This is a genomic window from Brevibacterium sp. LAARM2_SD2 (genome assembly GCF_057364785.1).
Genome location: NZ_JBNFOM010000003.1, coordinates 63,291 through 87,902, shown reverse-complemented (window position 1 = coordinate 87,902; position 24,612 = coordinate 63,291). Strand labels below are relative to the sequence as shown.

At 69.0% G+C, this 24,612-nt stretch carries 20 protein-coding genes and 2 pseudogenes; 13 read left to right on the top strand and 9 right to left on the bottom strand.

Annotated features, from left to right (window positions below):
* Positions 1 to 75: 75 nt before the first annotated feature.
* Genes AC2W7K_RS02940 through AC2W7K_RS02920 form a run of 5 tightly spaced genes read left to right on the top strand, consistent with a single transcriptional unit; the run spans position 76 to position 6,217 of the window.
* Positions 76 to 1,131, top strand: coding sequence for a TetR/AcrR family transcriptional regulator (locus AC2W7K_RS02940; protein WP_198501037.1), 1,056 nt, complete (start codon positions 76 to 78; stop codon positions 1,129 to 1,131).
* A complete protein-coding gene (locus AC2W7K_RS02935) occupies positions 1,128 to 2,678 on the top strand; it encodes an ABC transporter substrate-binding protein (RefSeq protein WP_198499491.1) in 1,551 nt (516 codons plus the stop codon). Before AC2W7K_RS02940 ends, AC2W7K_RS02935 begins: the two co-directional genes overlap by 4 nt.
* Position 2,679: 1 nt before the next feature.
* Positions 2,680 to 3,633, top strand: a complete 954-nt coding sequence (locus tag AC2W7K_RS02930) for an ABC transporter permease (RefSeq protein ID WP_198499490.1) — start codon at positions 2,680 to 2,682, stop codon at positions 3,631 to 3,633.
* Entirely contained in the window at positions 3,630 to 4,538 is a 909-nt protein-coding gene (locus AC2W7K_RS02925) for an ABC transporter permease (RefSeq protein ID WP_198499489.1), read from the top strand. The genes AC2W7K_RS02930 and AC2W7K_RS02925 overlap by 4 nt, the downstream gene beginning before the upstream one ends.
* On the top strand, positions 4,538 to 6,217 hold the full coding sequence (locus AC2W7K_RS02920) for an ABC transporter ATP-binding protein (RefSeq protein WP_198501036.1): 1,680 nt from the start codon (positions 4,538 to 4,540) through the stop codon (positions 6,215 to 6,217). The genes AC2W7K_RS02925 and AC2W7K_RS02920 overlap by 1 nt, the downstream gene beginning before the upstream one ends.
* Here AC2W7K_RS02920 and AC2W7K_RS02915 read toward each other — a convergent pair.
* Positions 6,192 to 7,952 (bottom strand): DEAD/DEAH box helicase, encoded by a 1,761-nt coding sequence (locus AC2W7K_RS02915; RefSeq protein WP_486005735.1) that lies wholly within the window; start codon positions 7,950 to 7,952, stop codon positions 6,192 to 6,194. The two genes, AC2W7K_RS02920 and AC2W7K_RS02915, sit on opposite strands and share 26 nt — an antisense overlap.
* Before the next feature lie 177 nt (positions 7,953 to 8,129).
* Positions 8,130 to 9,230: an alpha/beta hydrolase fold domain-containing protein gene (locus AC2W7K_RS02910; RefSeq protein ID WP_198499487.1), complete on the bottom strand. Its 1,101-nt coding sequence runs from the start codon at positions 9,228 to 9,230 to the stop codon at positions 8,130 to 8,132.
* Positions 9,231 to 9,485: 255 nt separating this feature from the next.
* Here AC2W7K_RS02910 and AC2W7K_RS02905 point away from each other — a divergent pair, with 255 nt between their 5' ends.
* The gene (locus AC2W7K_RS02905) at positions 9,486 to 10,130 is read left to right on the top strand and encodes a peptidyl-tRNA hydrolase (protein WP_486005734.1); all 645 of its coding nucleotides are present in this window, start codon (positions 9,486 to 9,488) and stop codon (positions 10,128 to 10,130) included.
* Positions 10,131 to 10,133: 3 nt separating this feature from the next.
* On the opposite strand, the gene AC2W7K_RS02900 is transcribed toward AC2W7K_RS02905, so the two are convergent.
* From AC2W7K_RS02900 to AC2W7K_RS02890, 3 genes are all read right to left on the bottom strand, one after another.
* Entirely contained in the window at positions 10,134 to 10,316 is a 183-nt protein-coding gene (locus AC2W7K_RS02900) for a hypothetical protein (protein WP_198499485.1), read from the bottom strand.
* A 175-nt stretch (positions 10,317 to 10,491) separates the two neighbouring features.
* Positions 10,492 to 12,039 (bottom strand): hypothetical protein, encoded by a 1,548-nt coding sequence (locus AC2W7K_RS02895; protein WP_486005733.1) that lies wholly within the window; start codon positions 12,037 to 12,039, stop codon positions 10,492 to 10,494.
* The gene (locus AC2W7K_RS02890) at positions 11,969 to 14,284 is read right to left on the bottom strand and encodes a choice-of-anchor G family protein (RefSeq protein WP_486005732.1); all 2,316 of its coding nucleotides are present in this window, start codon (positions 14,282 to 14,284) and stop codon (positions 11,969 to 11,971) included. Before AC2W7K_RS02890 ends, AC2W7K_RS02895 begins: the two co-directional genes overlap by 71 nt.
* A 559-nt stretch (positions 14,285 to 14,843) precedes the next feature.
* Here AC2W7K_RS02890 and lhgO point away from each other — a divergent pair.
* The 4 genes from lhgO (at position 14,844) to AC2W7K_RS02870 (ending at position 19,908) form a co-directional block, all read left to right on the top strand.
* On the top strand, positions 14,844 to 16,058 hold the full coding sequence (gene lhgO, locus AC2W7K_RS02885) for an L-2-hydroxyglutarate oxidase (RefSeq protein WP_198499483.1): 1,215 nt from the start codon (positions 14,844 to 14,846) through the stop codon (positions 16,056 to 16,058).
* A 119-nt stretch (positions 16,059 to 16,177) separates the two neighbouring features.
* Positions 16,178 to 17,170 carry a UDP-glucose 4-epimerase GalE gene (galE, locus tag AC2W7K_RS02880; RefSeq protein ID WP_198499482.1) on the top strand — a complete coding sequence of 331 codons (993 nt, stop codon included), beginning with the start codon at positions 16,178 to 16,180 and terminating at the stop codon, positions 17,168 to 17,170.
* Between the two features lie 77 nt (positions 17,171 to 17,247).
* Positions 17,248 to 18,603: a sodium/glutamate symporter gene (locus AC2W7K_RS02875; RefSeq protein ID WP_198499481.1), complete on the top strand. Its 1,356-nt coding sequence runs from the start codon at positions 17,248 to 17,250 to the stop codon at positions 18,601 to 18,603.
* A gap of 126 nt (positions 18,604 to 18,729) precedes the next feature.
* Positions 18,730 to 19,908 carry an FAD-dependent oxidoreductase gene (locus AC2W7K_RS02870; RefSeq protein ID WP_198499480.1) on the top strand — a complete coding sequence of 393 codons (1,179 nt, stop codon included), beginning with the start codon at positions 18,730 to 18,732 and terminating at the stop codon, positions 19,906 to 19,908.
* On the opposite strand, the gene AC2W7K_RS02865 is transcribed toward AC2W7K_RS02870, so the two are convergent.
* Positions 19,909 to 20,349 (bottom strand): alpha/beta fold hydrolase, encoded by a 441-nt coding sequence (locus AC2W7K_RS02865; protein WP_486005731.1) that lies wholly within the window; start codon positions 20,347 to 20,349, stop codon positions 19,909 to 19,911.
* A 74-nt stretch (positions 20,350 to 20,423) separates the two neighbouring features.
* A pseudogene (locus tag AC2W7K_RS02860) lies at positions 20,424 to 20,624 on the bottom strand (alpha/beta fold hydrolase); the annotation flags it as partial.
* On the opposite strand from AC2W7K_RS02860, the gene AC2W7K_RS02855 reads away from it, so the two are divergent.
* The 3 genes and pseudogenes from AC2W7K_RS02855 (at position 20,566) to AC2W7K_RS02845 (ending at position 23,020) form a co-directional block, all read left to right on the top strand.
* Positions 20,566 to 20,808: a hypothetical protein gene (locus AC2W7K_RS02855; RefSeq protein WP_486005730.1), complete on the top strand. Its 243-nt coding sequence runs from the start codon at positions 20,566 to 20,568 to the stop codon at positions 20,806 to 20,808. The pseudogene AC2W7K_RS02860 and the gene AC2W7K_RS02855 sit on opposite strands and share 59 nt — an antisense overlap.
* A 41-nt stretch (positions 20,809 to 20,849) precedes the next feature.
* Positions 20,850 to 21,245 (top strand): MerR family transcriptional regulator, encoded by a 396-nt coding sequence (locus AC2W7K_RS02850; protein ID WP_198499478.1) that lies wholly within the window; start codon positions 20,850 to 20,852, stop codon positions 21,243 to 21,245.
* 66 nt (positions 21,246 to 21,311) lie between these two features.
* A pseudogene (locus AC2W7K_RS02845) lies at positions 21,312 to 23,020 on the top strand (formate--tetrahydrofolate ligase).
* Positions 23,021 to 23,134: 114 nt separating this feature from the next.
* Here AC2W7K_RS02845 and AC2W7K_RS02840 read toward each other — a convergent pair.
* Together AC2W7K_RS02840 and AC2W7K_RS02835 are read right to left on the bottom strand one after the other, a co-directional pair.
* Positions 23,135 to 23,713: an antibiotic biosynthesis monooxygenase gene (locus AC2W7K_RS02840; protein ID WP_486005729.1), complete on the bottom strand. Its 579-nt coding sequence runs from the start codon at positions 23,711 to 23,713 to the stop codon at positions 23,135 to 23,137.
* Positions 23,714 to 23,783: 70 nt separating this feature from the next.
* Positions 23,784 to 24,596, bottom strand: coding sequence for an NAD(P)-binding domain-containing protein (locus AC2W7K_RS02835; RefSeq protein ID WP_211978843.1), 813 nt, complete (start codon positions 24,594 to 24,596; stop codon positions 23,784 to 23,786).
* Positions 24,597 to 24,612 lie beyond the last annotated feature (16 nt).

Sequence of the window (24,612 nt, the reverse complement as noted above, 5' to 3'; positions counted from 1 at the left end):
GCGGTCCGGTCACGAAAACTGCGCGAAACCAGAGTAACTCTTGCCATAATCGCAACAGGTGTGCACACTGGGATGGTGTTCGAGGGCAGAGAAGCAGATCACGGCGGTCGCGCCGGCCTCGGCACCCGTGTGCGCAATGCCATTCGGGACGCGGGAATCAACCACAGCGAGGTCGCCCGCAGCATCGGTCTCGAACCGAGCAAGCTCTCGAAGTCCCTCGCCGGCACCCGCAAGTTCCGCGTCGAGGAGATCACGCGCATCGCCCAGCTCACCGACGTCACCACGGACTGGCTCACGCTCGGGCGTGAGGAGGGCGCACCTCGGCGACAGACCGCACCGCTGGCTCCCACCCATTCGCTCACCGAGGCGGCCGGTGAGGGCGCGTCCGCACCGCCCGCCACCGGCGATGACCTCCCCCGTCCGGACGCGTCGACGACGTGGATGTCGAAGGGCACCCGCAATCGCCGCCGCATCGTCGCCGCCGCCTGGGAGCTCTACGCCGACCGCGGCATCGACGCCGTGCGCGTCCACGACATCGCCGCCGCCGCGGGCCTGTCGGCCTCGGCGATCAACTACCACTTCCGGACGAAGACCGCGCTGCTCGAGGCGGCCCTGCACTATTCGCTCGAGATCATCGCGACCGCCCGTGACCTCGTCGAACCCGAGGACCCCGCCGAGGTGCTCCTGCGGTTCTCCCGCGTCCATGCGGGAGTCGACCCCACCGTGCGCCGCGTGTGGTCGATCTGGATCCAGAGCTGGGCCCGCGCCGTCGTCGATGAGCGCTCCCGCCTCAACCTCGCCGCCGTCTACGCGAAATGGATGGACCTCATCCGCGGCGTCGTCGTCGCCGGTCAGCGCGTCGGCCAGGTCCGCGACGGCGACACCGACCTCATGGTCAAGAGCCTCAGCGTCTTCATCGACGGACTCGGCGTCGCTCGCAGCACCGCCCAGATGAGCCTGACCGACGACGACGCGCTGGCGATGATCGACACCTTCCTCCGCGCCCACATCCTCGTCCCCGGCGCAGAGCCCGCGCCGATGCGGGCAGCGACACGACCTCCGGACCCGGCCGCGCGGCCGCGGTCCGCGGAACATCTCCAGGACGAACCACTCCAGGAAGAAGGCCCATGAACACTCCGAACCGAAGACAAGCGCTGGGAGCGGGACTCTCTCTCACCGCGCTCGCCGGACTCAGCGCCTGCGGAGGCGGCGCGGCGGCCGGCGACATCTCCGCTGGCGATCCCGTCCGCGGCGGCACCCTGCGCGTCGGGGTCACCGGCGGCAACTCCGCCGACACCGTCGACGCGCACATCCCCGTCAACTCCGGCGACGTCGCCCGCACCGTCAACCTCTACAACTCCCTGCTCACCCGCACCGACGACTACAAGATCCAGCCGGAGCTCGCCGAATCCTTCGAGCCCAACGGCGACGCGACCGTGTGGACGGCAACGCTGCGGCAGGGGATCAAGTTCTCCGACGGGCGCGACATCACCCCCGACGACGTCGTCTTCACCTTCGAGCGGATAAACGACCCCGATGATCCGAAGACTGCGGCGGCGAGCTTCACGATGCTCGACGAGGTCGTCGCCACCGGCGATCGCACCGTCGAGTTCCGGCTCAGCGAACCCAACGGCCTCCTCGACGACTCCGTCTCCGAGTACACGACCGGCATCGTCCCCCGCGACTACGACCCGGCCGCACCCGTCGGCTCTGGGCCGTACAAGCTCGGATCGCACACCGCGGCCGTGTCGACCGTGCTCGAACGCAACGAGTACTACTGGCGCACGGACGGCAACTGGCTCGACGCCGTCCACCTGCTCAACTTCAACGACTCCGACGCTCTCATCAACGCCCTCCTCTCGAGCCAGGTCGACGCGATCGCGCAGATCCCGCTCGCCCTCGTCGAGGTCATCGGCGCCGACGAGCGGATGGCGATCCTCAACTCCGAGACCGGCATGTGGCTGCCGTTCACGATGCGCGTGGATCGTCCGCCCTTCGACGACGTCAGGGTGCGGCAGGCCTTCCGCCTCGTCGTCGACCGGGAGCAGATGATCGAGCAGGTCCTCTCCGGCTACGGCACGATCGGCAACGACATGTTCGGTCCCCTCAGCGAGAACTACCCCGATTTCCCACAGCGCACGCGCGATGTCGAGCAGGCCAGACAGCTCCTCGCCGAGGCGGGGCACCCCGACGGTCTCGACGTCGAGCTCGTCACCGCCCCGATCCAGTCCGGTGTCGTCGAAGCCGCGCAGGTCTTCGCCCAGCAGGCCGCCGACGCCGGCATCCGAGTGAGCATCCGCCGGGTCGATGCGACGACGTTCTTCGGGGAGAACTACCTGCAGTGGGACTTCGCGCAGGACTTCTGGTACACGCGTGACTTCCTCCCGCAGTGCGTGTCGTGTGTGATGCCGGAATCGCCGTTCAACGAAACCCACTGGGACGATCCGAACTTCACCTCGATCGTCGAGGAGGCGCGCTCCCTGCCGGATCCGGCCTCGCGGCGCAACCTCGAGCACGAGGCGCAGAAGATCCTCTACGACAACGGCGGCTACATCATCTGGGGCTTCGCCAACCAGGTCGACGCCTACCAGAAGTACGTCGGCGGCCTCGAACCGAATGCGACCGGCAGGCCCCTGGGCGGCTGGCGCTTCGACCGCGTGTGGATCGGGAAGGTGTGACATGTTCGCCAAGGTCATCATTCGCAGGCTGATCTTCTCCGCCTTCATCCTCCTCGCCGTCTCCCTCATCGTCTTCGGCGCCACCCTCCTCCTGCCCGGCGATGCGGCCCGCGCGATCCTCGGCCAGCAGGCCACCCCGGAGCGCATCGCGGCGCTCAACGAACAGCTCGGTCTCAACCTGCCGGCCTGGCAGCGCTACCTCGAATGGCTCGGCGGTCTCTTCGTCGGCGACTTCGGAACCTCGACGGCGACCGGCGGACCGGTCTCGGAGCTGCTGGGACCGCGGATCGGCAACTCCTTCGTCCTCATGGCGCTCGCCGCGATCATCTCCGTGCCCTTGGGCATCGGCCTCGGCGTCTACTCGGCGCTGCACCGCGGCACCCGCCGCGACCAGGCGCTGACCGGCATCAGCCTCGTGCTCGCCGCGATGCCCGAGTTCGTCATCGGCATCGGCCTCATCGCGATCTTCGCCACCTCGGTGTTCCAGATCCTGCCCGCCGTCACACTCGCCCCGCCGGGCCAGCCGGTGTGGCTGATTCCCGCGCAGCTCGTCCTGCCCACGGCCACCCTCGTCCTCGTCGTCACCCCCTACATCGTGCGGATGATGCGGGCGACGATGATCGAAGTCCTCGACTCCGGATTCGTCGAGATGGCCCGCCTCAAGGGCGTTCCCGAACGCCGGGTGATCTTCCGCCACGCGGTGCCCCATGCGCTCGGTCCGGTCGCCCAGGTCGTCGCGATCCAGCTCGCATGGCTGGCCGGCGGCGTGGTCGTCGTCGAGTTCCTCTTCCGGTACCCCGGCATCGGGCAGGCGCTCATCGACGCCGTCACCTACCGCGACGTCCAGGTCGTCCAGGCGATCTCGATGCTCGTCGCCGCCGTCTACGTCGTGGTCAATCTCGCCGCAGACATCGTCGGCATCCTCACCAACCCGAAACTGAGGAGCGCAGCATGAGCAGCAACCTCGACGACATGAAGTCCGACGCCATCGAAGCCGCGGAGGTGCCGAAGGAGTCGCAGACGACCTATGTGCCGTTCTTCCGCCGCGTCATCGCGCAGAAGCAGGGGCGCATCGGCCTCGTGCTCACGGCGTTCATCGTTCTCCTCGCCTTCTGCGGTCCCCTTCTCCTGCCGTGGGCGACGGGGTCGACGGCGACCGAGTTCGTCGCGAAGCCGTTCTCCCCGTACGGGCTCTTCGGCACCGACAACCTCGGCCGCAGCGTGCTCTCCCGGTTCCTCGCCGGTGGGCTCACGCTCATCATCTACTCGGTGCTCGCCACGGCGCTCGGCATGGTCCTCGGCGCGATCGTCGGCATGCTCGCCGCGTATGTGGGCGGGCGCTTCGACGCGATCCTCATGCGACTCAACGACGTCCTGCTGGCGATCCCGCAGCTCGTGTTCGCGCTGCTGGCGATCACCGTGCTCGGACCGCAGGGCTGGGTGCTCATCACCGTCATCGGCATCACGCACGCCCCGCGCATCGCCCGGGTGGCCCGGTCGGCCACTCTCAATGTCATCAACGAGGACTACATCCTCGCCGCGGAGATGTACGCGATGCCGCGGTCGAAGCTCCTCGTCCGTGAGCTCCTGCCCAACATCACCGGGCCGCTGAGCGTTGAGGCGGGGCTGCGCCTGACGTATTCGATCGGTGCGATCGCCTCACTGTCCTTCCTCGGACTCGGCCTGCAGCCGCCGGCCGCCGACTGGGGCCTGATGATCAACGAGAACCGCATCGCGCTGAGCATCCAGCCGTGGGGCGTGCTGCTGCCGGTCATCGCGATCGCGCTGCTGACCATCGGCACCAACCTGCTCGCGGACTCGTTCGCCCGGGCCACCGCATCGACGACAGTGGAGGAATGATGACCACGACCAATGACACCGCTGCCGGCGTCGACTCCGCGCCGAACGAGAGCATCGTCCTGCGCGTGAGCGACCTGCGCATCGACACCATGGCCGGTGACGAGATCCTCCACGGCGTCGACTTCGCCCTCAGCCGCGGAGAGATCCTCGGCCTGGTGGGGGAGTCCGGGTCGGGCAAGACGACCGCGGGGCTCGCCTGCATGGGCCACTTCCGCTCGGGTCTGAAGTACGGTTCGGGCTCGGTGAGTCTGTGGCCGCGCGGGGAGGACACCGCCGTCGAGGTCCTCGACCTCGGCGAGGAGGCCGTCCGCGCCCTGCGGGGGTCGCGGATCGCCTACATCCCCCAGGATCCCGCTCTCTCCCTCAACCCGGCGATGCGGGTGGGCGACCAGATCCGCGAGGTCCTCGAGATCCACGGCTTCGGGTCCTCCTCGGCGGAGCGGGAGGCGCGGATCACCGAGGTGCTCACCGACGTCGGTCTGCCCGGCGACCGGGCGTATCAGAGTCGGTGGCCGCACCAGCTCTCGGGCGGTCAGCAGCAGCGCATCGGCATCGCCATGGCGTTCGCGATGTACCCCGACGTCCTCATCCTCGACGAGCCGACGACCGGCCTCGACGTCTCCACGCAGGCCGTCGTCCTCGACACGATCCGGCAGATGACGGTGGCCAACAATGTCGCCGGTCTCTACATCACCCACGACCTCGCCGTCATCAAGGACATCTCCGATCGGGTGGCCGTCATGCTCCGCGGCGACCTCGTCGAAGAGGGACCGGTCGAGGAAGTGCTCTCACACCCGGCGCATGACTACACGAAGATGCTGCTCGCCGCGGTCCCCGACCTCGCCGGGGACAAGCAGATCGGCGACGAGCCGAGTGCGGCAGCCCCGGTCACGGCCGTCGACCGGGATGGGCGGGCCGCCTCGGCGAGCACCCCGCTCCTCGACGTCGCCGACGTCGCACTCGCCTACGGGAAGGCGCAGATCCTCGACGGCATCAATCTCACCCTCGAACCCGGGGAGTGCACGATGCTGCTGGGGGAGTCGGGGTCGGGCAAGACGACCCTGTCGCGGTGCGTGGCCGGGCTCAACGACGACTACTCGGGTGCGGTGCGTCTGCGCGGGGTCGAACTCGCGAAATCGACGCGGAAGCGGACGAACGAGCAGCGGATCGGGATCCAGTACGTCTTCCAGTCCCCGTTCTCCTCTCTCAATCCGAGGCGCTCGATCGGGCAGTCGCTCACGGTGCCCTTGGAGATGAGCGGGGACGGGACGGCGGCGAGCCGGAAGGCCGCTGTCGAGGAGGCACTCGATGCGGTGCGGCTGGGTCGCAGCTTCTACCACCGGCGCCCCGGAGACCTCTCCGGTGGTGAGCGGCAGCGGGCGGCGATCGCCCGAGCGCTTGTCAATGCGCCCGATGTGCTCGTCTGCGACGAGATCACCTCAGCCCTCGACGTCAGCGTGCAGGCCTCGATCATCGGCCTGCTGCGCTCCCTGCGCGCCGAACGGCAGCTGGCGATGCTCTTCGTCACGCACAACATCGCGCTCTCGCGGCACATCGCCGACAACCTCGCGGTGCTCAACAAGGGCAAGATCGTCGACTACGGGCCCGCGGGCTCCGTGCTCGAGAACCCGCAGCACGCGTACACCCGCTCCCTCATCGACGACGTGCCGACGTTCTGAGTGGCGGCCGGTGCGGGTCAGCTGCTCGTCGAGTAGACCTGCTGGGAACCTCCGGTCGCGGCGCGTGAGCGATTGCGACGGCGGGTCTCAGCGCTGGTCCCGCGAGTGCCCTGAGACTCCCCGCGCCGGGATGCGGCACTCCGCCGCTGGCCGGAGCCCGCCGAGGCACCGCGGCGGGACTGCTCCCCGCGGCGGGACTCCGTGCGACCCGAGGTCTCAGCACGGCCCGACGTCTCGCCGCGGCCCCGACCGCGGTTCCGGGAGCCCGAACCCCCGCGGTTCTTCGCGCCGCCGCCGGCGCCTGTGCACGTGACTGGTTTCTGCCTGCCGACTCGGAGGACGCAGCGGCGCCCGACTGTCCGCTGCCACCGCTTCCCCCACGGCGTCCGCGGCGACGCCGGGACGAACGCTTCTTCGCCGGTGACGCCACCGTCTCGACCGGTTCCGTGCCGCGGACCCGTTCCGGGTTCGCTTCCTGCGGCTCGACGAAGGCAGCGACCTCACCGACGAGCTCGCCGACCTGGGGCGACTCGGCGGAGACCTTCTGCGGCTTGACGGAGATCTTCGCCTTGCGCAGCAGTGCGAGGGTGTCCTTGCGCTCCTCCGGGGTCATGATGGTGACCACGTCGCCGGTGCTGCCGGCCCGCGCGGTGCGACCGGAGCGGTGGAGGTAGGCCTTGTGCTCGGTGGGAGGGTCGACGTGGACGACGAGTTCGACGGCGTCGACGTGGACGCCGCGAGCCGCGACGTCGGTGGCCACGAGCACCTTGACCCCGCCGTCGGCGAAGGCCGCGAGGTTGCGCTCGCGGGCGGACTGCGAGAGGTTGCCGTGCATGTCGACGGCGGGAATGCCCTGCTTCGTGAGCAGCCGGGCGAGCCGCTTGGCCCGATGCTTCGTGCGGGTGAAGAGGATGCGCCGTCCGGCCCCGGAGGCCAGTCGGTGCACAAGGTCGCCCTTGTCCTCGGGGGTGACCTCGAACAGGTGGTGGGTCATGGCATCGACGTGCGAGCTCGGGTCGTCGACGGAGTGGAGCACCTGGTTGTGGAGGAACCGGCGCACGAGCTTGTCCACGTCGTTGTCGAGCGTTGCGGAGAAGAACATCCGCTGGCCCGTGGCCGGGGTCTTCGCGAGGAGGCGGGTGACGCCGGGCAGGAAGCCCATGTCGGCCATGTGGTCGGCCTCATCGAGGACGGTGACCTCGATGTCGTCGAGGGAGACGAGGTCCTGTTGGAGCAGGTCTTCGAGGCGCCCGGGGCACGCGACGACGATGTCGACGCCCGCGTTGAGTGCCGCTTCCTGCTTCTTCTGCTTGACCCCGCCGAAGATCGTCGTGGTCGTCAGGCCGGCGGCCTGGGCGAGGGGATCGAGCACGGCGGTGATCTGCGTGGCGAGCTCACGGGTGGGGGCGAGGACGAGCCCACGCGGAGCCCGGCCTCGGCCCGGTCGTGCCGGCTGGGTGTCCGCGAGGTTGGCGACCATCGGAATGGAGAAGGCCAGGGTCTTTCCCGAGCCGGTCTTCCCCCGGCCGAGCACGTCGCGGCCGGCGAGAGTGTCGGCCAGGGTGTCCTGCTGGATGGGGAAGGCCTCGGTCTTGCCGTCGGCGGCCAGACGGTCGACGAGGGCGGAGGGGACTCCGAGAGCGGAGAACGACTGGGCCGGAGCGGTTGTGGAAGTGATGGGGTGGCCTTTCGACGCGCAGGTGCGCGCTGCGAAACCACGCAGTGGTGGCGGCAATCGTGCAACCCGGCAGGGTGTCCGAACGCGGGACCGCGTTCTCGTTCGCCGAGAGGAACGGGTTTCGCCGAGCATGCGCCGCAGCTGGGGTGTGCGGGCGCAGAGTCGCGTGATCCTGACGACGCAGGGATTTCGCCGAGCGAAATCGCAAGATCTTCAAGGATACATCGTTCGCCGTCAGTTCTCCGCATCGAGTCGCGCCGCGGCGAACTCCGCGGCTGTCGTGAGCGCCGCGTTCGCCTCGTCGAGGACCCGCCCGAAGTGGAGGAACGAGTGGAGCACGTGGGGGTATTCGATGAATTCGACATCGGTGCCGGCGCGCTGGAGAAGGGCGGCCAGGGCGCGGCTGTCGTCGCGCAGCGGGTCGAGGCCCGCGGCGGCGATGAACGTCGGCGGCAGACCGCGGAGATCGGCGCCGAGGTGGTCGATGTACGGGCTCTCGGCGTCGGCCGGTGAGGTGTAGTGAACGTTCGCGATTCCGGCGAGCACCTCGGGCCCCATCCCGTCCCAGGCTCCGCCGTAGAGGCGACGACTCGCAGAGTCGCGGAGGCCGTGCGAGCCGTAGACGAGGAGGAGAGCCCGGAGCGCGGCGAAGGACGAGTCGGCGCCGACCCGCTCGGGTTCGTCGCGCAGCAGCAGTGCCGATCCGAGCGCGAGCATCGCCCCGGCCGAATCCCCGGCGACGGCGAGGCGAGTGCCGTCGATTCCCCAGTCCTGGCCATCGCGGGCGAGGTGGGCGATGACGGTGGCGCATTCGAGAAGGGCCTGCGGGAAGACCGCCTCGGGGGAGAGGGAGTAGTCGACGGCGATGACGGCGGCACCCGAGGTCGCGGCGACGACCCGCGCGATCCGGTCGTGGGTGTCGAGATCACCGAGGCAGAAGCCGCCACCATGGAGGAAGACGATTCCCGGCAGGACCGCCTCGGTGGTCGGACGGTGAATGCGGATGGGCACCTCGACGTCGCCGACCCGCAGGTGCGCGTCCTCGGTCCGCGCCATCGTCGGTCCGCCCTCGTTCCAATGCGTGCGCTCGGCGCGGTACTCGGCGCGTGCCGCAGCGAACTCCGTCGGCGCCCCGGCGTCACGGTCGGTGCCGGGAGTGCCGGACTGTCCACCGTCCTGTCCGGCCCGTGCGGCGATCACCCGGTCGGCGGCCGCACGGCATTCGGCGGCGCGGGCCTCCTGGATGTCGAGGACGTCGCGCATCTGCGCAGACAGGGCGTTGCGGATGTCGGTCGGCATCGACTCGGACCACTGCGGGGAACGGGAGGGCGTCATCGGATCCTTCTTCGGAGATCACGGCGCGCAGGACCACGAGCAGCTCTCGATCGGCGCGCACCACTCCAGCCTACCCGCGCAGGGCACCGATCCATTGAGGTGAGAAGAGGTGCACGGGAATAAGCGGCGATGCCCGACGTTGTCATTGTCGAAGCGGCAGATGCGGGAGTGTCCGCGACCACTGCGGCAGCCGAGACGACGGAGGAAGCGAATGACTGAGCAGATGCGGCGACACGAGGCCGACCATGACGTGCCGTGGTCCCTGCCCATCGTCGTCCGCAAGTCGAAGACGGCGCTCGCCCGCCATATCGACGTCCTCGAGGCGACGGCGCGCGCGTCGTCACGTTCCTCGACGACCCGCGCACCCAGCCGGAGGGGGAGTGGTTCGACGCCGTCGAGTACTGGCGCGACGGGGCGATCCGCAAGGTGGTGCGGCGCGGTGACGGCAAGAAGCTCGAGGACGCGCGTGCCCTCGGCAGCGTCGGCGTGAGCTTCGGCGGCACGGAGGAGTTCGCCCCGGCCGAGGCCTACGTCTTCCCTCCCGGTCCGGTCTCACCGCTGCCGCGTGAGCTGTCGAAGCTGCAGGTGGGGGACACGGAGTTCCCCGCTGATGGGGAGACGTCGATTCCCGCCGCCGAGGCGGTCGTCACCATCGAACTCTCACCGCTGGTCACGCTGACGACGGGCAAGGCGGCAGCTCAGGTCGCCCACGGCGCTCAGCTCGCGTTCGAGCAGATGCCCGCCGAGGTGCGCGATCGTTGGCGCGACTCTGACTTCAGCCTGCGTGTGGTGACGCCGACGAAAGCCGAGTGGGCTGATGCAGACCGTCCGATCAGCGTCATCGACGCAGGATTCACCGAGGTCGACGGACCGACGGAGACCGTGCGCGCGCACTGGTGAGGTTCAGCTGCTCTCGGTCAGCTCGTCCTCTTCGCCCTCTTCGAGAGGCCGCGTCTTCGTCCCGTTGCCGAACTCATCGAGGATGATGCGACGCTTGACCATCTCTCCGGTCTCCTCGTCACGCACTTCGATGATGTCGCCGGCATGGGTCTGCGGCTGGTAGTGGTCCTCGTTGACTCCGCTCATGGCACTGCCTCCTCTGGTTACTCTGACCGTACCCCCGTGTGACGTGAGTCTCAAGGATCATCCGCCGAGGTGGTCGACCCGTGTGCCGGTTCGTCACCGATGCATCGGGGCAGAGGGGAAGGGGTGGGTCCGACGCGAGAGCGTCGGACCCACCCCTTGACCGTTCATGCGGTGATCAGTGCCGGCCGCGGAATATCCTGTCTCGGCGCGAGGCGAGGATGACGGCGGCACCGCCGAGGACGAGCAGAGCTGCGACGGTGATCATCGCCGCCAGGCCGTCGGCGCCCGTCCGCGGCAGGTCTCCGCCTCCGGAGGCCGTCGAGCTCGCGCTCGACGAACCACCGGTGCCGGCCGAGGCTTCTGCGCTGCTGGAGGACCCGCCGCCGGCTGAGCTGCTCGCACCGCCTGAGGTCGAGGATCCTCCGGCACTGGATGTTCCGTCGGCTCCTTCCGCTGCAGCGGATCCACCGGCGTTCGCGGATGCCGCTGCATCGGCGGTGCTGGTCGACGTCGCCTGTGCCGCATCGGCCGCAGCTCCGCTATCCGATTCGGATGAGCCCTTCGGGTCCCCGTCGGAGGCCGCTGCTGCCGAGGCTTCGGCGCCGGAGTCCGCGGTGGCTGTCGCCGAGGCGGCGGCTGCGGGATCGGCGTCGGCGGCTGCCGTGGCAGCGGCGTTGGCGTCGTCCGCCGTGTCGGCCTCTGCCGCTGCCTGTGAGGCGGCTTCGGACGACGCATCCGGGTCCGAGGTGGCGTCGGCCGAGGCTTCGGAGGAGGCATCCTCGGTGGCCGCCGACTCTGCGGCTGCTTCGGCGTTCTCGTTCGCCGCCGCCGAGGCGGTGGTGGTGGCGTCCTCGTCGGCTGCGGCTTCGGCTGCTGCCTGAGCGGCGGGGTTGCCGTCGTCGTCGGCACTCGCCGATGCCGACGCCGTGGCCGCGGCATTGACGTTGGCGGACGAGTCCGGATCCGATCCCGCGTCGGGGTCCGTTGACTGGTCAGCAGATCCTTCGGGGTCCGCAGACGCATCCGGATCAGTTGACGCGTCGGGGTCGGTCGATGCGTCGGCAGCGGCCGCGGTGTCAGGATCCGCCGAGGCGTCCGGATCAGTGGAGGCATCCGGGTCCGTGGACGCGTCGGGGTCCGTTGATTGGTCAGCAGATCCTTCCGGATCGGCTGACGCATCGGGGTCGGTCGACTGGTCGGCGGTGCCGTCCGGGTCGGTCGACGCATCGGCTGCTGCGGCGGCTTCGACACTGGCCTCGGAGGACGAGTCGGCCGTCGAGGCCGCTTGGGCCGCCGAAGAGGCGTCGGCGTTGGCCGCTGCTGACTGATCGGCGTTCGTGTCGTCGGTGTTGTCAGCGGTGGCGGCGGCCTGGGCGGCTTCGTTCGCGGCGGCGTTCGGGTCCGCCGAGGCATCGGCTGTGGTGTCCGAGGTGGCCTCTTCGGTGGCGGCGGATTCCGCGGCTGCTTCGGCGTTGGCGTCGGCTGCTGCCGAGGCGGTGGTGGTGGCGTCCTCGTCGGCGGCTGCCTGTGCGGCGACCTGGGCGGCTGGGTTGCCGTCGGCGTCAGCGTTGGCCGAAGCCGAGGCGGAAGCGGCGGCATTGACGTTGGCGGACGAGTCCGCGCCAGCAGCCGCGTCGGGGTCGGCCGCAGCGTCAGGATCGGTGGAGGCGTCGCAGCTGCCGAGGCGTCGGGGTCCGCCGAGCGTCTGGATCGGTGGAGGCATCCGGGTCTGTCGACGAGTCCTGATCAGCCGCCGCGTCAGGGTCTGCAGAGGCGTCAGGGTCAGCCGCGGCATCGGGGTCAGCCGCCGCGTCCGGATCGGTCGCGGCATCTGGGTCGGCAGCCGCGTCCGGATCGGTCGATGCGTCGGCAGTGGCCGCAGTATCGGGATCGGTCGACTGGTCGGCGGTGCTATCGGGATCGGTCGACGCATCGGCTGCAGCGGCGGCTTCGGCGGAGGCCTCGGAGGACGAGTCGGCCGTCGAGGCCGCTTGGGCTGCGGCCGCCGGATCGGCGTCGGCCGCTGTGGATGCACCGGCGTTCGTGTCGTCAGTGCTGTCGGCCTGAGCAGCCGCCTGCGAAGCGGCCGTCGAGGACGCGCTCGCGTCCGTCGTCGAATCCGTCGATGCCTGGGACGAGGCATCCTCGGTCGCCGCGGATTCCGCGGCTGCCACGGCATCCGGATCCGCGGCTGCCGAGGCGGTCGTGGTCGCGTCGTCGTTGGCGGCCGCCTCCGATGCGGCCGCGGCGGCCGGGTTGCCGTCGTCGTCGGCACTCGCAGAGGCCGACGCCGAGGCGGCTGCATTCGTGTTCGCGTCGGGGTCGGCCTCATCCTGCGCACTCGTCCTCACCGAGGACGAGGCGAGATTGACGTCGACGGCATCGACGCCGGGCAGAACCTCGAGGCTCACGGCGCTGACGGTGAACATGTCCGTCGGTGCGGCGGCCGCGGCGAACGCCCGAGTCGCGTCCTGCCGCTGCGGCACGGGAGTCTCGACCTGCTCGTTGATCGTGACGCCGATGACCTGGTTGAGCGCCTCGAAGACGGGATCGAGGGAAGTGAGCAGCGGATCGACGATCCCCTGCACCGAGTTCGACACCTCGTCGGCGGTCGCGGTGATGATGTTCCCGATGATCGGCTCGGTGATCCCGAGGACGGCGTCGATGACCGGCGTCGTGATGACGTTGAGGATCGCTCCGGCGTCGATCGTCGTACCGAGCACGGAGATCCGCAGATCGGTGGTGACAGTCGGACGCGTGGCATCCGTGCCCGCCAGCTGACCGAGTGTCGCATCGACGGTCACCGCACCGGTGATCGTCTGCCCGAGCAGCGAGATGGTGGCCGGCAGCTTGATGATGAGATGGACGTTGTCGAGAGCCTCGGTGAGGGTGTCATTGACGCGTCCGGTGAGTGCGCCGAGCGCATCGGCCACGGCATCGGTGATCGTCGTGATCGTCGCCGAGGTGAGCACCTCGGTGTTCGGTGCCAGACCATTGAGATCCTCGCCGTTGCCACCTTCGACGATCTTCGCGAGATCGACCACGATGTCTCCGCTGCCGATGTCGATCGAGACGATGCCCGACCTGTCCTCGAGCTTCTCCCGGATGACGTTCTCGACGACGCTGTTGAGGGCGTCGCGGGTCTCGACACTGACCTTCGTGTCCGCTCCGCCGACACTGACCCGGCCGAGCAGCACATTCGCATCGATCCCGATCGTCGCGAGTTCGGACGCGAGTCCTTCGTCGCCGATGGCGTCATCGAGCACCTGCCCGGTCCCGTCGACCGCGACCTCGAGGGAGTCGGAGAGCCGACTGACCGCAGGACTCGAGATCGTGAGCTTCCCGTCGGCGACGACGTAATCGGAGGTCACCGAATCCGCATCCGCCTCGGCCCGGGAGGCCAGTGCCCCGAGCTCGAGACTGAGTTCGTCGACGACCTCGTCGGTGACGTCGCTGAGGCCGAGCTGTTCGAGCAGCGGTGTGAGGCTGACCGTGGCGTTGCCGTAGGCGCCGGGATTGTCGGGATCGACGTTGATCGCTCCGTCCTGTCCCACAGCGCCGGCACTCGCGACGGCGCTGTCGAAGGACGGTGCGTGACCGAAGGCGTTGAGCGCCCCGACCTCGCCGAGGTGGAGGAGACCATTTCCGTCCTCACCGCTGATGAGCGGGAGGGAGACGTTGGGCAGCTGAATGCTCAGGGCCTGGAGGGCCGCCACGTCGAGGGGAGTGTGGTCGGCCTCGGGGCTCGACGGATAGGTGCTGCGCGCCGAGGAGACGTCGAGGAGATCCGCAGTGATGAGGTCCGTGTCGATGACCTGCCCGTGTGCCTCGGCGAGTTCATCGGGATCGATCGGCACCGCCGTGCCCGGGGACGTGATGAGAACGGTCAGCCCCACGGCTGTCGCCGCGGCGACGGCGCCGATCGAGGCACGGTATCGGGAACGCACCCGGTTGCGGAATGTCTTCATAGCCCCCACTTCGGCAGTGATCATCTCTGATGCTGATGCTGAACAGACCCTGAGTGCTCGAAGGCAATCGGCTGGCAGTTCATCACCGAGATTACGGAAACACTAAACCGTCATCATCACGTCATAAATAACGTTATGACTCCGTTATAAATACTTTCCAGTAGATATTGCAGGCGCTCTACGGCTGTGATCCGATGATTGATCGAGCGCTCATTGCAGAATGGTTTACTCCGTAAAGAAGCTGCCTTGCGCCGGAGGAGAACCCGATCAGCTCATCGTTGTCCCTGGTCAAAGAGTCATATAGGCGCAGGGATGGATGCCGGCTGCGCAGCGGAGGTATACGAATTGTCGATTTCACATACTCTCGTGAATGACCCGATGGCATCGCACTCACAGCGAACTTCAGGTGTTATTCAATGAGACTGCGGGAATATGACAGTCATGGAGCCTTCGCGTTACCGGAAACGGTCAACTAGAGTCCGCAGCAGGCCACTGGACAAGACGGCCTCTCACACGACGGGACCATCGGCAGCCGGTCCCCATGTCAAAGGAGCGAAAGATGAGCAAGGTCAGGCGCATCGCCGTCATCGGGGCCGGCATCATCGGAGCGGCGGTCGCCCGCGAGCTCCTCCTGCGAGATGAGTCCGCCGACGTCACCCTCTATGAGAAGGAGGACGGGCCCGCAGTGCACCAGACCGGGCACAACTCCGGTGTCGTCCATGCCGGTCTCTACTACGAGCCGGGCAGCCTCAAAGCGCGTCTGTGCCGCCGCGGCGTCGAGCTCATCCGCGATTTCGCCGCCGCGCACGGTGTCGCCGTCGACGAGTGCGGAAAGGTCGTCGTCGCCACCGACGACGTCGAGGTCGGCCGGCTGCACGCCATCCACGAACGGGCCATCGCCAACGGGGTCCCCGACGTCGTGATGCTCGATCGCGACGGTCTGGCCGAAGTCGAACCGCAGGCCGTCGGTGTGGCCGCGCTCCATTCCCCGCACACGGCGATCATCGACTACCCGGGCCTCACCGACGCGCTCGTCGTCGACTTCCGTCGTCGCGGCGGTCGTGTGCGGTTCTCGACCCCGGTGTCCCGCGTCGAACGCCGAGGCGGACCGGCCGGAGAGCGCGCGATCGTCCACTCGGACAAGGACGCGCTCGAATTCGACGCCGTCATCGCGTGTGCCGGGCTCCAGTCCGATCGCCTCGCCGCCCGGTCCGGAGAGAGCGCACAGCCGTCGGTGGTGCCGTTCTTCGGGCAGTACTTCATCCTCGATCCCGCGTTCGACGCGGTCGTCAACGGGCTCATCTACCCCGTGCCCGACCCGAAGTACCCCTTCCTCGGCGTGCACGTCACGCGCCGCATCGACGGCGGCGTGATGATCGGCCCCAACGCGTTCCTCTCGTTCTCCCGGGAGGGATACTCAGGGCTCGGCCTCAACGTGCGCGATGCGCTGTCGATCGCCGCCGATGCCGGATTCTGGAGATTCGCCGCGGGCAATCTGCCCACCGCTGTCCGGGAGATCGGCGGGGTGCTCTCGACCGAGCGGTTCGTCGCCGAGGCGGCCCGCTACGTGCCGCAGCTGGCCGGGGCGACCGGGCAGCGGGCCACCCGCGGCATCCGCGCCCAGGCGATGAACCGGGACGGCTCGCTCGTCGACGACTTCGTCATCGATCGCGCCGGACCGGCGATGTTCGTCCGCAATGCTCCCTCGCCCGGTGCCACCTCGGCGCTGGCCATCGCCGAGCACCTCGTCGACCGAGCCCTTGCTGACTCCTGAGTAGCGAGCATCCTCACTGGTCAGAGGCGCACTTCGTGTCCCGGCGGTGCCCTCGACTAAGCTTAATCCGGCATCGCCGCGAGATCGAGACCGCGGTGAGGGACGAATGAGGGAGTTTCATGGCTGTACTGGTCACCGGAGGAGCAGGCTACATCGGTTCGCACGTGGTGCGCCTGCTCACCGAACGCGGTGACGACGTCCTCGTCGTCGATGACTTCTCGACGGGAATCGCCGATCGCGTCGCCGGACTGCCCGTCCTCGACCTCGACCTCGCCGCCCCCGACGCCGAGGACCGCCTCGTCGCCGCCATCGACGAGCACGGGATCGACTCGATCATCCACTTCGCGGCGAAGAAGCAGGTCGGCGAATCCGTCGAACAGCCCGTCCACTACTACCGCCAGAACATCGGCGGCCTGACGAACATCCTCGCCGCCGTCGAGCGCACCGGCATCGCCTCCCTCGTCTTCTCCTCCTCCGCCGCCACCTACGGCATGCCCGACGTCGACCTCGTCGCTGAGGACCTCGAGTGCCGGCCGATCAACCCCTACGGGGAGACGAAGCTCATCGGCGAATGGATGATCGACAACGCCATCACCGCGGCGCAGATGCGCGGAGTCCCGTTCAACGCCGTCAAGCTGCGCTACTTCAACGTCGCCGGCGCCGGCTGGCCCGAACTCGCCGACACCGCGGTGATGAACCTCATCCCGATCGTCCTCGGCCGGGTCGCCGCCGGCAAGGCCCCGATCGTCTTCGGCGATGACTACGACACCCCCGACGGCACGTGCATCCGCGACTACGTCCACGTCAAGGACCTCGCCGAGGCCCACATCGCCGCGCTCGACTACATGAAGTCCGGGGACACCTCGGAGACCGTGTTCAACGTCGGCACGGGCACCGGAGCCTCGGTCAAGGAGGTCATCGACACCATCGCCGAGGTGACCGGCCGTGACATCGTCCCGGAGATGGGCGAGCGGCGGGCAGGGGATCCTCCCGCCCTGGTCGCCGACGTCTCCCGGATCTCGGCCCAGCTGAGCTGGAAGGCCGAGTACGGACTCGACGAGATCGTCCGCAGCGCCGTCGCCGCCGCAGGGATGCTGCCCGCGGCCAAGTAATCCGCACCGTGCTCCCAGCGCCGGGTCCCCGGCGCCGGTTCTCGGTGCCGTCCTGACCTGATCAAGGAGACCCCGTCGTGGATCCCACACCCTTCAGCCCGTACGCCCTGCTCATCGACTCGGGCCTCCTCGGCGCGCTGCTCGTCGTCGGCACCATCCTGCGCGCCCGGATCCGCGTCCTGCAGACGATGATGGTCCCGGCCGGAGTGATCGCCGGATTCCTCGGACTGCTCATGGGCCCCAACGGCCTCGGCTGGCTGCCGTTCTCCGACCAGCTGGGCACGTACTCCTCGCTGCTCATCGTCGTCGTCTTCGCGTGCCTGTCGCTGACGAGCGACTTCAACATCTTCAAGATCGGCCGTTCCGTCGCCGGATTCGCCAGCTACGGCGTCCTCATCTATGCGACCCAGACGGCGCTCGGCATGGGGCTCGTCCTCGTCCTCCTCGGCCCCCTCCTCGGCGCTCCCGACTCCGTCGGACTCCTCCTCTTCGCCGGGTGGGCCGGCGGGTTCGGCTCGGCCGCCGCGATCGGCACGGTCTTCACCGAGGCGGGTGACCCGGCGGTGCAGTCGCTGGCCTTCACCGCCGCGACCGTCGGCATGCTCACCGGCATCATCGGCGGCATCATCCAGGCGAAGATCGGCGCCGCGAAGGGCCATGCCAAAGAGTTCGTGGGACTGAGCGAGGTCCCCGCCGAACTGCGCACCGGCGTGCTCGACCACGAGCAGGAGAAGCCGCCCATCGGCACCCACATGTTCTCCGGCAGCGCGATCGAATCCCTGACCTTCCAGGCCGGAATCGTCGCCACCGTCTCCGCTGCCGCGTACGGAGTCAACCTCATCCTCGGCGAGCTCATGCCGTCGGTGACGTTCCCGCTCTTCTCGATCGCGTTCATCGTCGGCCTCATCCTCCGCAGCATCCTCGCGGGCACGAAGACGACGAAGTTCATCGACAAGGAGACGCAGAACTCGATCTCCGGTCTCGCCACCGACGTCCTCATCGTCTGCGGCATCGCCTCGGTCGTCCCGTCCTTCGTCGCCGACCAGTGGCTGTCGCTGCTCATCCTCTTCATCGTCGGACTCGCACTCTGCCTCTTCCTCGGCCTCTGGGTCGCCCCGCGGGTGATGAGCGACGGCTGGTTCGAACGCCAGCTCTTCACGTGGGGGTGGGCGACCGGCGCCGTGGCCACGGGCATCGCCTTGCTGCGCATCGTCGATCCGAAGCTCAACTCCCGCACGCTCGAGGACTTCTCGCTCGCGTACCTCCCGGTCATCCCCGTCGAGGTCGCCGCCGTGACCTTCGCGCCGCTGCTCGTCCTCGGCGGGGCCGCGTGGGCGGTCGTCGGGATCTGGGGTGCGATCGCCGTCGGCGCGCTCGCGGTGGCGCTCTACATCATGGCCGCCAACCGCCGCGAGCTCGTGCCCGTCGGCTGACCGCACCCGCGCTCAACGCTGCGAGGCACTGCCGGATGAACCCATCCCGGCAGTGCCTCGCGGCATCTGGCTGCGACGGCATAGGCTCGGACACGGAACGATGCCGTCGCAGGGGGAGGAGCACCAATGACCGAGCACATCGTCATCGGTGCCGGGCTCGCCGGTGCCGCCGCGGCGTGGGCGCTGACCGCCCGCGGAGAGAACGTCACCGTCGTCGACCGGCTCACGCCGGCGAATGCGCGCGGCAGCTCGCACGGGTCCGCGCGGATCTTCCGCTATGCCTACCCCGAACGCCTCTACGCCGAGCTCGTCGTCCGCGCCCGCGACCTGTGGACGGCCGTCGAGGAGTCCGCGGGCATCGAGCTCATCACCCCCACCGGTGCCCTCGACCACGGGGAGGCCAGGCACACCGCCCAGCTGACCGCTGTCTTCGACGAGCTCGGGATCGACCACGAGGTCCTCGACGCCGAGGCCGCCCGGGCCCGGTGGCCGCAGTTCGCCTTCGACACCGAGGTGCTCTGGCATCCCGACGCCGGGGTCATCGACGCCGAGCGGTCGGTGCGGACGCTGCTCGACCTCGCCGTCGCCACCGGCCGTGCCCGGATCCTCGAGGACTGGACCGCGGCCGCGGTGGACCGGCGGTCGACGGGAAGCCTGCGGGTCACCTCGGCGGGAGAGGACGCCATCGCCGCGGATTCCGTCATCGTCGCGGCAGGCGGGTGGCTGCCGGCGCTGCTGGGGAACCTCGACCTGCCGGCCGGGTTCCTCTCCTCCCTGCCGACGTTCGAGGTGCGCGAGGAACAGGCGTTCCACCTGCCCTACCGCGACACCACCGCCGATGGCCGCCCGGCACAGGCGTGGCCGACGTTCATCCACAAGAGTGCGGAGATCTTCACCTACGGGCTGCCCGGCGGACGCGACGCCGGATTCGCCGGGCAGAAGCTCGCACAGTTCAACGGCGGACGCGTCATCGGCTCCGCCCTCGACCAGGACGGGCAGATCACCGAGACGATGCGGCAGCGGATGATCGCCTACGCACGGGCGCATCTGCCGGGCCTCGTGCCGGAGCCCTTCGCCGAGACGACCTGTCTGTTCACGAACACCCCGAGCGAGGACTTCCTCATCGATTCCGCCGGCGGGGTCACCATCGTCTCCGCGTGCTCGGGGCATGGGGCGAAGTTCGCTCCGCTGCTCGGCGAGTTCGCCGCAGCGCTGGCGACCGGCGGCGGAGTCCGCGACCAGCTCGGCGGGGGCGTGCCCGAGGAGTTCCGCGCCGCCCACCACGCGCATCTGTCCCGGCGGTGATCACACCTGCGTCGAGAGCCACGTGACCACCTCGGCGGCGAAGGCCTCCGGCGCCTCGAGGACAGCGAGATGTCCGACGGTCGGGAACCGTGTGACTTCGGGACCTCCGGGCAGCGCCGCGGCGAGTGCCTCGGCGTGGGCGACGGGGATCCACAGATCGGACTCACCCCACGCGATCCGCACGGGGCACCGCACCTTCGCGAGACGAGCGGCGATCGGGGCTGTGTGCTCGGGTCGCAGTGCCGCGATCTGCCGGTAGAACGCCGACTGACCGGCCGGGGTCGTCCACGGCCGCGCAAGCTCGGTGATCCACTCCCGTGACAGACCGGGGCCGCCCGCTCCTGCGATGTACTCGGTGACCAGGGCCCGATGCAGCGCCGGCGGGAGTGCCGCGAAGACCCCCTGACTCTCCGCGACGAGACGGAAGAACGGCGACCCCACGGCGACAGGGTGACGATGTCGCTGAGATGGAGCGAGCCGAAGCGGCTGCCCTCGAACAGGTGTGCGCCGAGAGCTGTGGCGCCGCCGATGTCATGGGCGATGACATGGGGCGCGGCGAGGTCCCAGTGGCGCAGGAGGCGGGCGAACCGTGTGCGCTGAGCGACGAGATCGACCGGCGAGGCGGCATTCGCCTCGATCGAAGTGCCGTACCCGGGCATGTCCCACTGGTGCACGCGCCACCGGCTGCTCAGCCGGCGGGCCAGCGGCAGCCACATCCTCGACGACCAGGGCGTGCCGTGGCAGATGACGACATCGCCGAGGCTGTCGCCGCCGGTCGCATCGAGAACGTACGTCCCGATCCGTGCCGTCGACGAGGCGTCGGGACCGCAGGGAATCGGGACGGCGACGCATTCGGGTGCCGGGAACTCTGTGGGTGGGGTGCTCATGCGTCGACGGTAGAACTTCAGGTCGACCTGAAGTCAAGGTGCGATGATGGGGAGATGAGGATCGGAGAGGCCGCCGCGGATCTCGGCGTCGCCGCGCATGTGCTGCGGCATTGGGAGGAGTGCGGTGTCGTCGTGCCCGACCGCACACCCGCCGGACATCGCAGCTACGACGACGAGCACCTCAGCCGGTGTCGGATCGTCATCGCCTGCCAAGGGGTGGGGATGAGCCTCGCGGAGATCCGGCAGGTCCTCCACCGGAGCGCGGTGGGGAGGGCGGCGGTGATCACCGAACGGATCGCTGCCATCCGTCGCCAGACGGTCGCCCTCGAGGCGGCCGAGCGCTTCCTCGTCCACGTCGCCGACTGTCGTCACGACCTCATGACCCGGTGCCCCGACTGCGCCGAGTACGCGGCGACACCGACACACCGGGGCACCGCCTCGGCGCGGTGAGAGCTCGGACGAAATTCATCGGGTGTCAGTGGTCACAAAACGCGCCATGGCAGGCAAGATGGCCCTATGAGCATTGATCTTGACATTGCACTCGCCGCCGAGCTCGATCCCATCGTCGATGTCGCCGCTGACCTCGGTCTCGACCCCAAGGACATCATTCCGTTCGGATGGACGAAGGCGAAGGTGCCCATCGACGTCCTCGACGCAGCCGCCGAGTCGGCGACGAACGGCGCGCTCATCCTCGTCACCGCGATGAGCCCGACCCCGGCCGGGAGGGCAAGACGACAACGAGCATCGGCCTCACCGACGGGCTCAACGAGCTCGCGAAGACGAACCCGGAGATCGGGAAGGCCGTGCTGGCGCTGCGGGAGCCGAGCATGGGCCCGGTCTTCGGCATGAAGGGCGGGGCCGCCGGCGGCGGGTACGCGCAGGTCGTGCCGATGGAGGACATCAACCTCCACTTCACCGGCGACTTCGCGGCGATCGCGGCGGCGAACAACCTCGCCGCGACGATGCTCGACAACCACATCCACCACGGCAACGACCTCGACATCGATCCGCGCCGCATCCACATCCGCCGGGTCGTCGACCTCAACGATCGGGCTCTGCGCAACGTCACGATCGGCCTCGGCGGCCTCAATGGAGGAGTGCCGCGGGAGGATCACTTCGACATCGTCGTCGCCTCGGAGGTCATGGCGGTGTTCTGCCTGGCCACCTCGGTGGCGGACCTCAAGGAACGGCTGGGGCGCATCGTCGTCGCCCACACCCGCGACCGTCAGCCGGTCACCGTCGCCGACCTCGGTGCCGCGGGGGCGATGACCGCGCTGCTGCGCAATGCGCTCTCCCCGAACCTCGTCCAGAGCCTCGAGCACTCGCCCGCGTTCATCCACGGCGGACCGTTCGCCAACATCGCCCACGGCTGCAACAGCCTGCTCGCGACGAAGGCGGCGATGACGCTCGGCGACTGGGTCGTCACCGAGGCCGGATTCGGCGCCGACCTCGGCGCTGAGAAGTTCCTCGACATCAAATGCCGGGCCGCCGGCATCTGGCCCTCCGCAGTCGTCGTCGTCGCCACTCTCCGGGCGCTCAAGTACCACGGCGGCATCGACGTGGGCGACGTCGAGACCCCGAACACCGAGGCGGTTCTGGCGGGGATGAGCAATCTCGAACTCCACTGCTCGAACCTCCGCGACATCTTCGGTCTCACCCCGGTCGTGTGCTTCAACCGGTTCCCTTCGGACACCGACGAGGAGATGGCCGCCGCGATCGACCATCTCGACTCGCTCGGCATCGCGGCGGTGGAATCGACGCACTGGGCCGACGGCGGCAAGGGTGCCGTGCCGCTGGCCGAAGCGGTCGTCGCCGCCGTCGAGAACGCCGGGGACGGGGACGCGGCGGCCCGTGCGCAGTACAGCTACGACCTCGACCAGCCGCTCGAGGACAAGATCCGCGCGATCGCCCAGCGCATCTACGGCGCCGCCGACGTCGAGATCCCCGCGAAGGTCAAGCGGAAGCTGAAGCAGTTCACCGACGAAGGCTACGGCGATGCGCCGATCTGCGTGGCGAAGACCCAGTACTCGCTGAGCACGGACCCGAGCCTGCGCGGCGCCCCGGAGGGCCACATCATCGAGGTCCGGGACGTGCGCCTGTCCGCCGGGGCCGGGTTCGTCGTCGTCATCGCCGGCGACATCATGACGATGCCCGGACTGCCGAAGGAACCGTCCGCGCTGAAGATCGACGTCACCGAGGACGGGAACATCACCGGTCTGTTCTGAGGCGCGGTGCCTGGATTCTGCGCCACGTCCAGGGTGGATTCTCAGCCGATTCCGCCATGAATGCGGCTCACATCCGCCGTCGGATCGGTGCGCATCGACTCGGGGGTGCGCGGACTACCGCTGGCGCTTGGGCCTGCGCGGCTTCTGGAGCCACGGGCGCAGCAGACGCGTGCTCACCGGCAGGAAGATGTACGTCATCAGCGGGGTGAGCAGGCAGATGTTGAGCAGCACGGCGAGCACCGGCGGCCACGCCGACAGGTGGGGCAGCAGCAGGTAGGTCGAGAGCAGGCTGAGCGGGAAGAACGGCAGGAAGATGCTCACCGCCTGCTTCCACCGCGGTGGGACGACCGTTTCGGGAATGGTCAGCGCCGTCTCGCCCTGCGGTTCGAACCAGCCTTCGATGCCCGTGCGGTGTTCGACCTTCGTGTCCTCGATGAGTTCGGCGCCGCTGTCGATCCACCACTTGCGGTCATCGGACTCGTCCCAGGCGCGCAGCGACTTCGCATCGGCGAACCGGTAGAGGACGTGCCATTCGTTCGAGTCCGGTGCGGTCCGCACCCACCCGGATCCGAGGTAGCCGGGACGTTCGCGGGCGAGCTCCTGTCCGGCCTGCACCCATGCGTTGAAACGGCGGTGGTGTGCGGGCTGGACGGTGCGGGTGATCGAGACGGTGATGGCAGACGGCTGAGGCATGATTGCGATTATAGGGATCACCGAGGCGGCCCCGGCCGTGCGGGGTGCGTGTGCCCTGACACAGTCCGGCTCAGGGTCGCGGGGCGCCTGTCACCCGGGCGAACACAGCGTCGAGGGCGGCTGAGAGGCGCTGCCGGTTGCCTTCGTCCATCCACTCGCTGCGCACCTGCGCGTTGAGTCCGCCGGGCGTCTCGTGGGCGGCGACGAGATCGGCGATCGGGGTGTCGGTGTCGGCGAGCGTCGTGCCGAGGCCGACGAACTGACCGCGGACGACCGCCTCGGCGTCGGTCCTGCCCCAGCCCTGGGCGATGAGCCATTCGGTGATCGTCTCGAGGTAGGCGAAGTGCGCGGACATCGTCGCCGTCGTCGCCGACAGCGTGCTGAACATCGCTTCGGTCTCGGCGACCACCGTGCCGCCGAGGCGATCGAAGAGCGCTTCGACGGGCGCGTGCCCCGGGTGGACGGCTGTGATTCCGCGGCGTTCGCGGACCGCCGGCAGCGGGATGACACGCACGACCCGTGGGCGGTGGGGGAGCAGAGCCTCGAGGGCGGCGACCGAGACTCCGGCGACGGCACTGACGAGGGTCGTCGCCTCGGGAACGTCGAGCTCGGTGAGGACCTCATCGACCTGCTGGGGAAGGACGGCGAGGAGAACGGGGTCGCTGCGGTCGATGACCTCCTGGTTGGTCGCGGCGACCTCGACGTGAGGATAGGCCGCGGCGAGTCGAGCCGAGCGCTCCGCTCCGCGCGGGGAGAGGACGATGGCGGGTGCGTCCGCGGTCAGGGCCTGTGCTGTCCGCGCCTGCGCTGACTGTGTGCAGAGTCCGTCGACGATCGCCGAGGCGATCTCCCCGACTCCGATGATGCCGAGCGTCGTGCCCATGCTTGGTCCTCCTCCG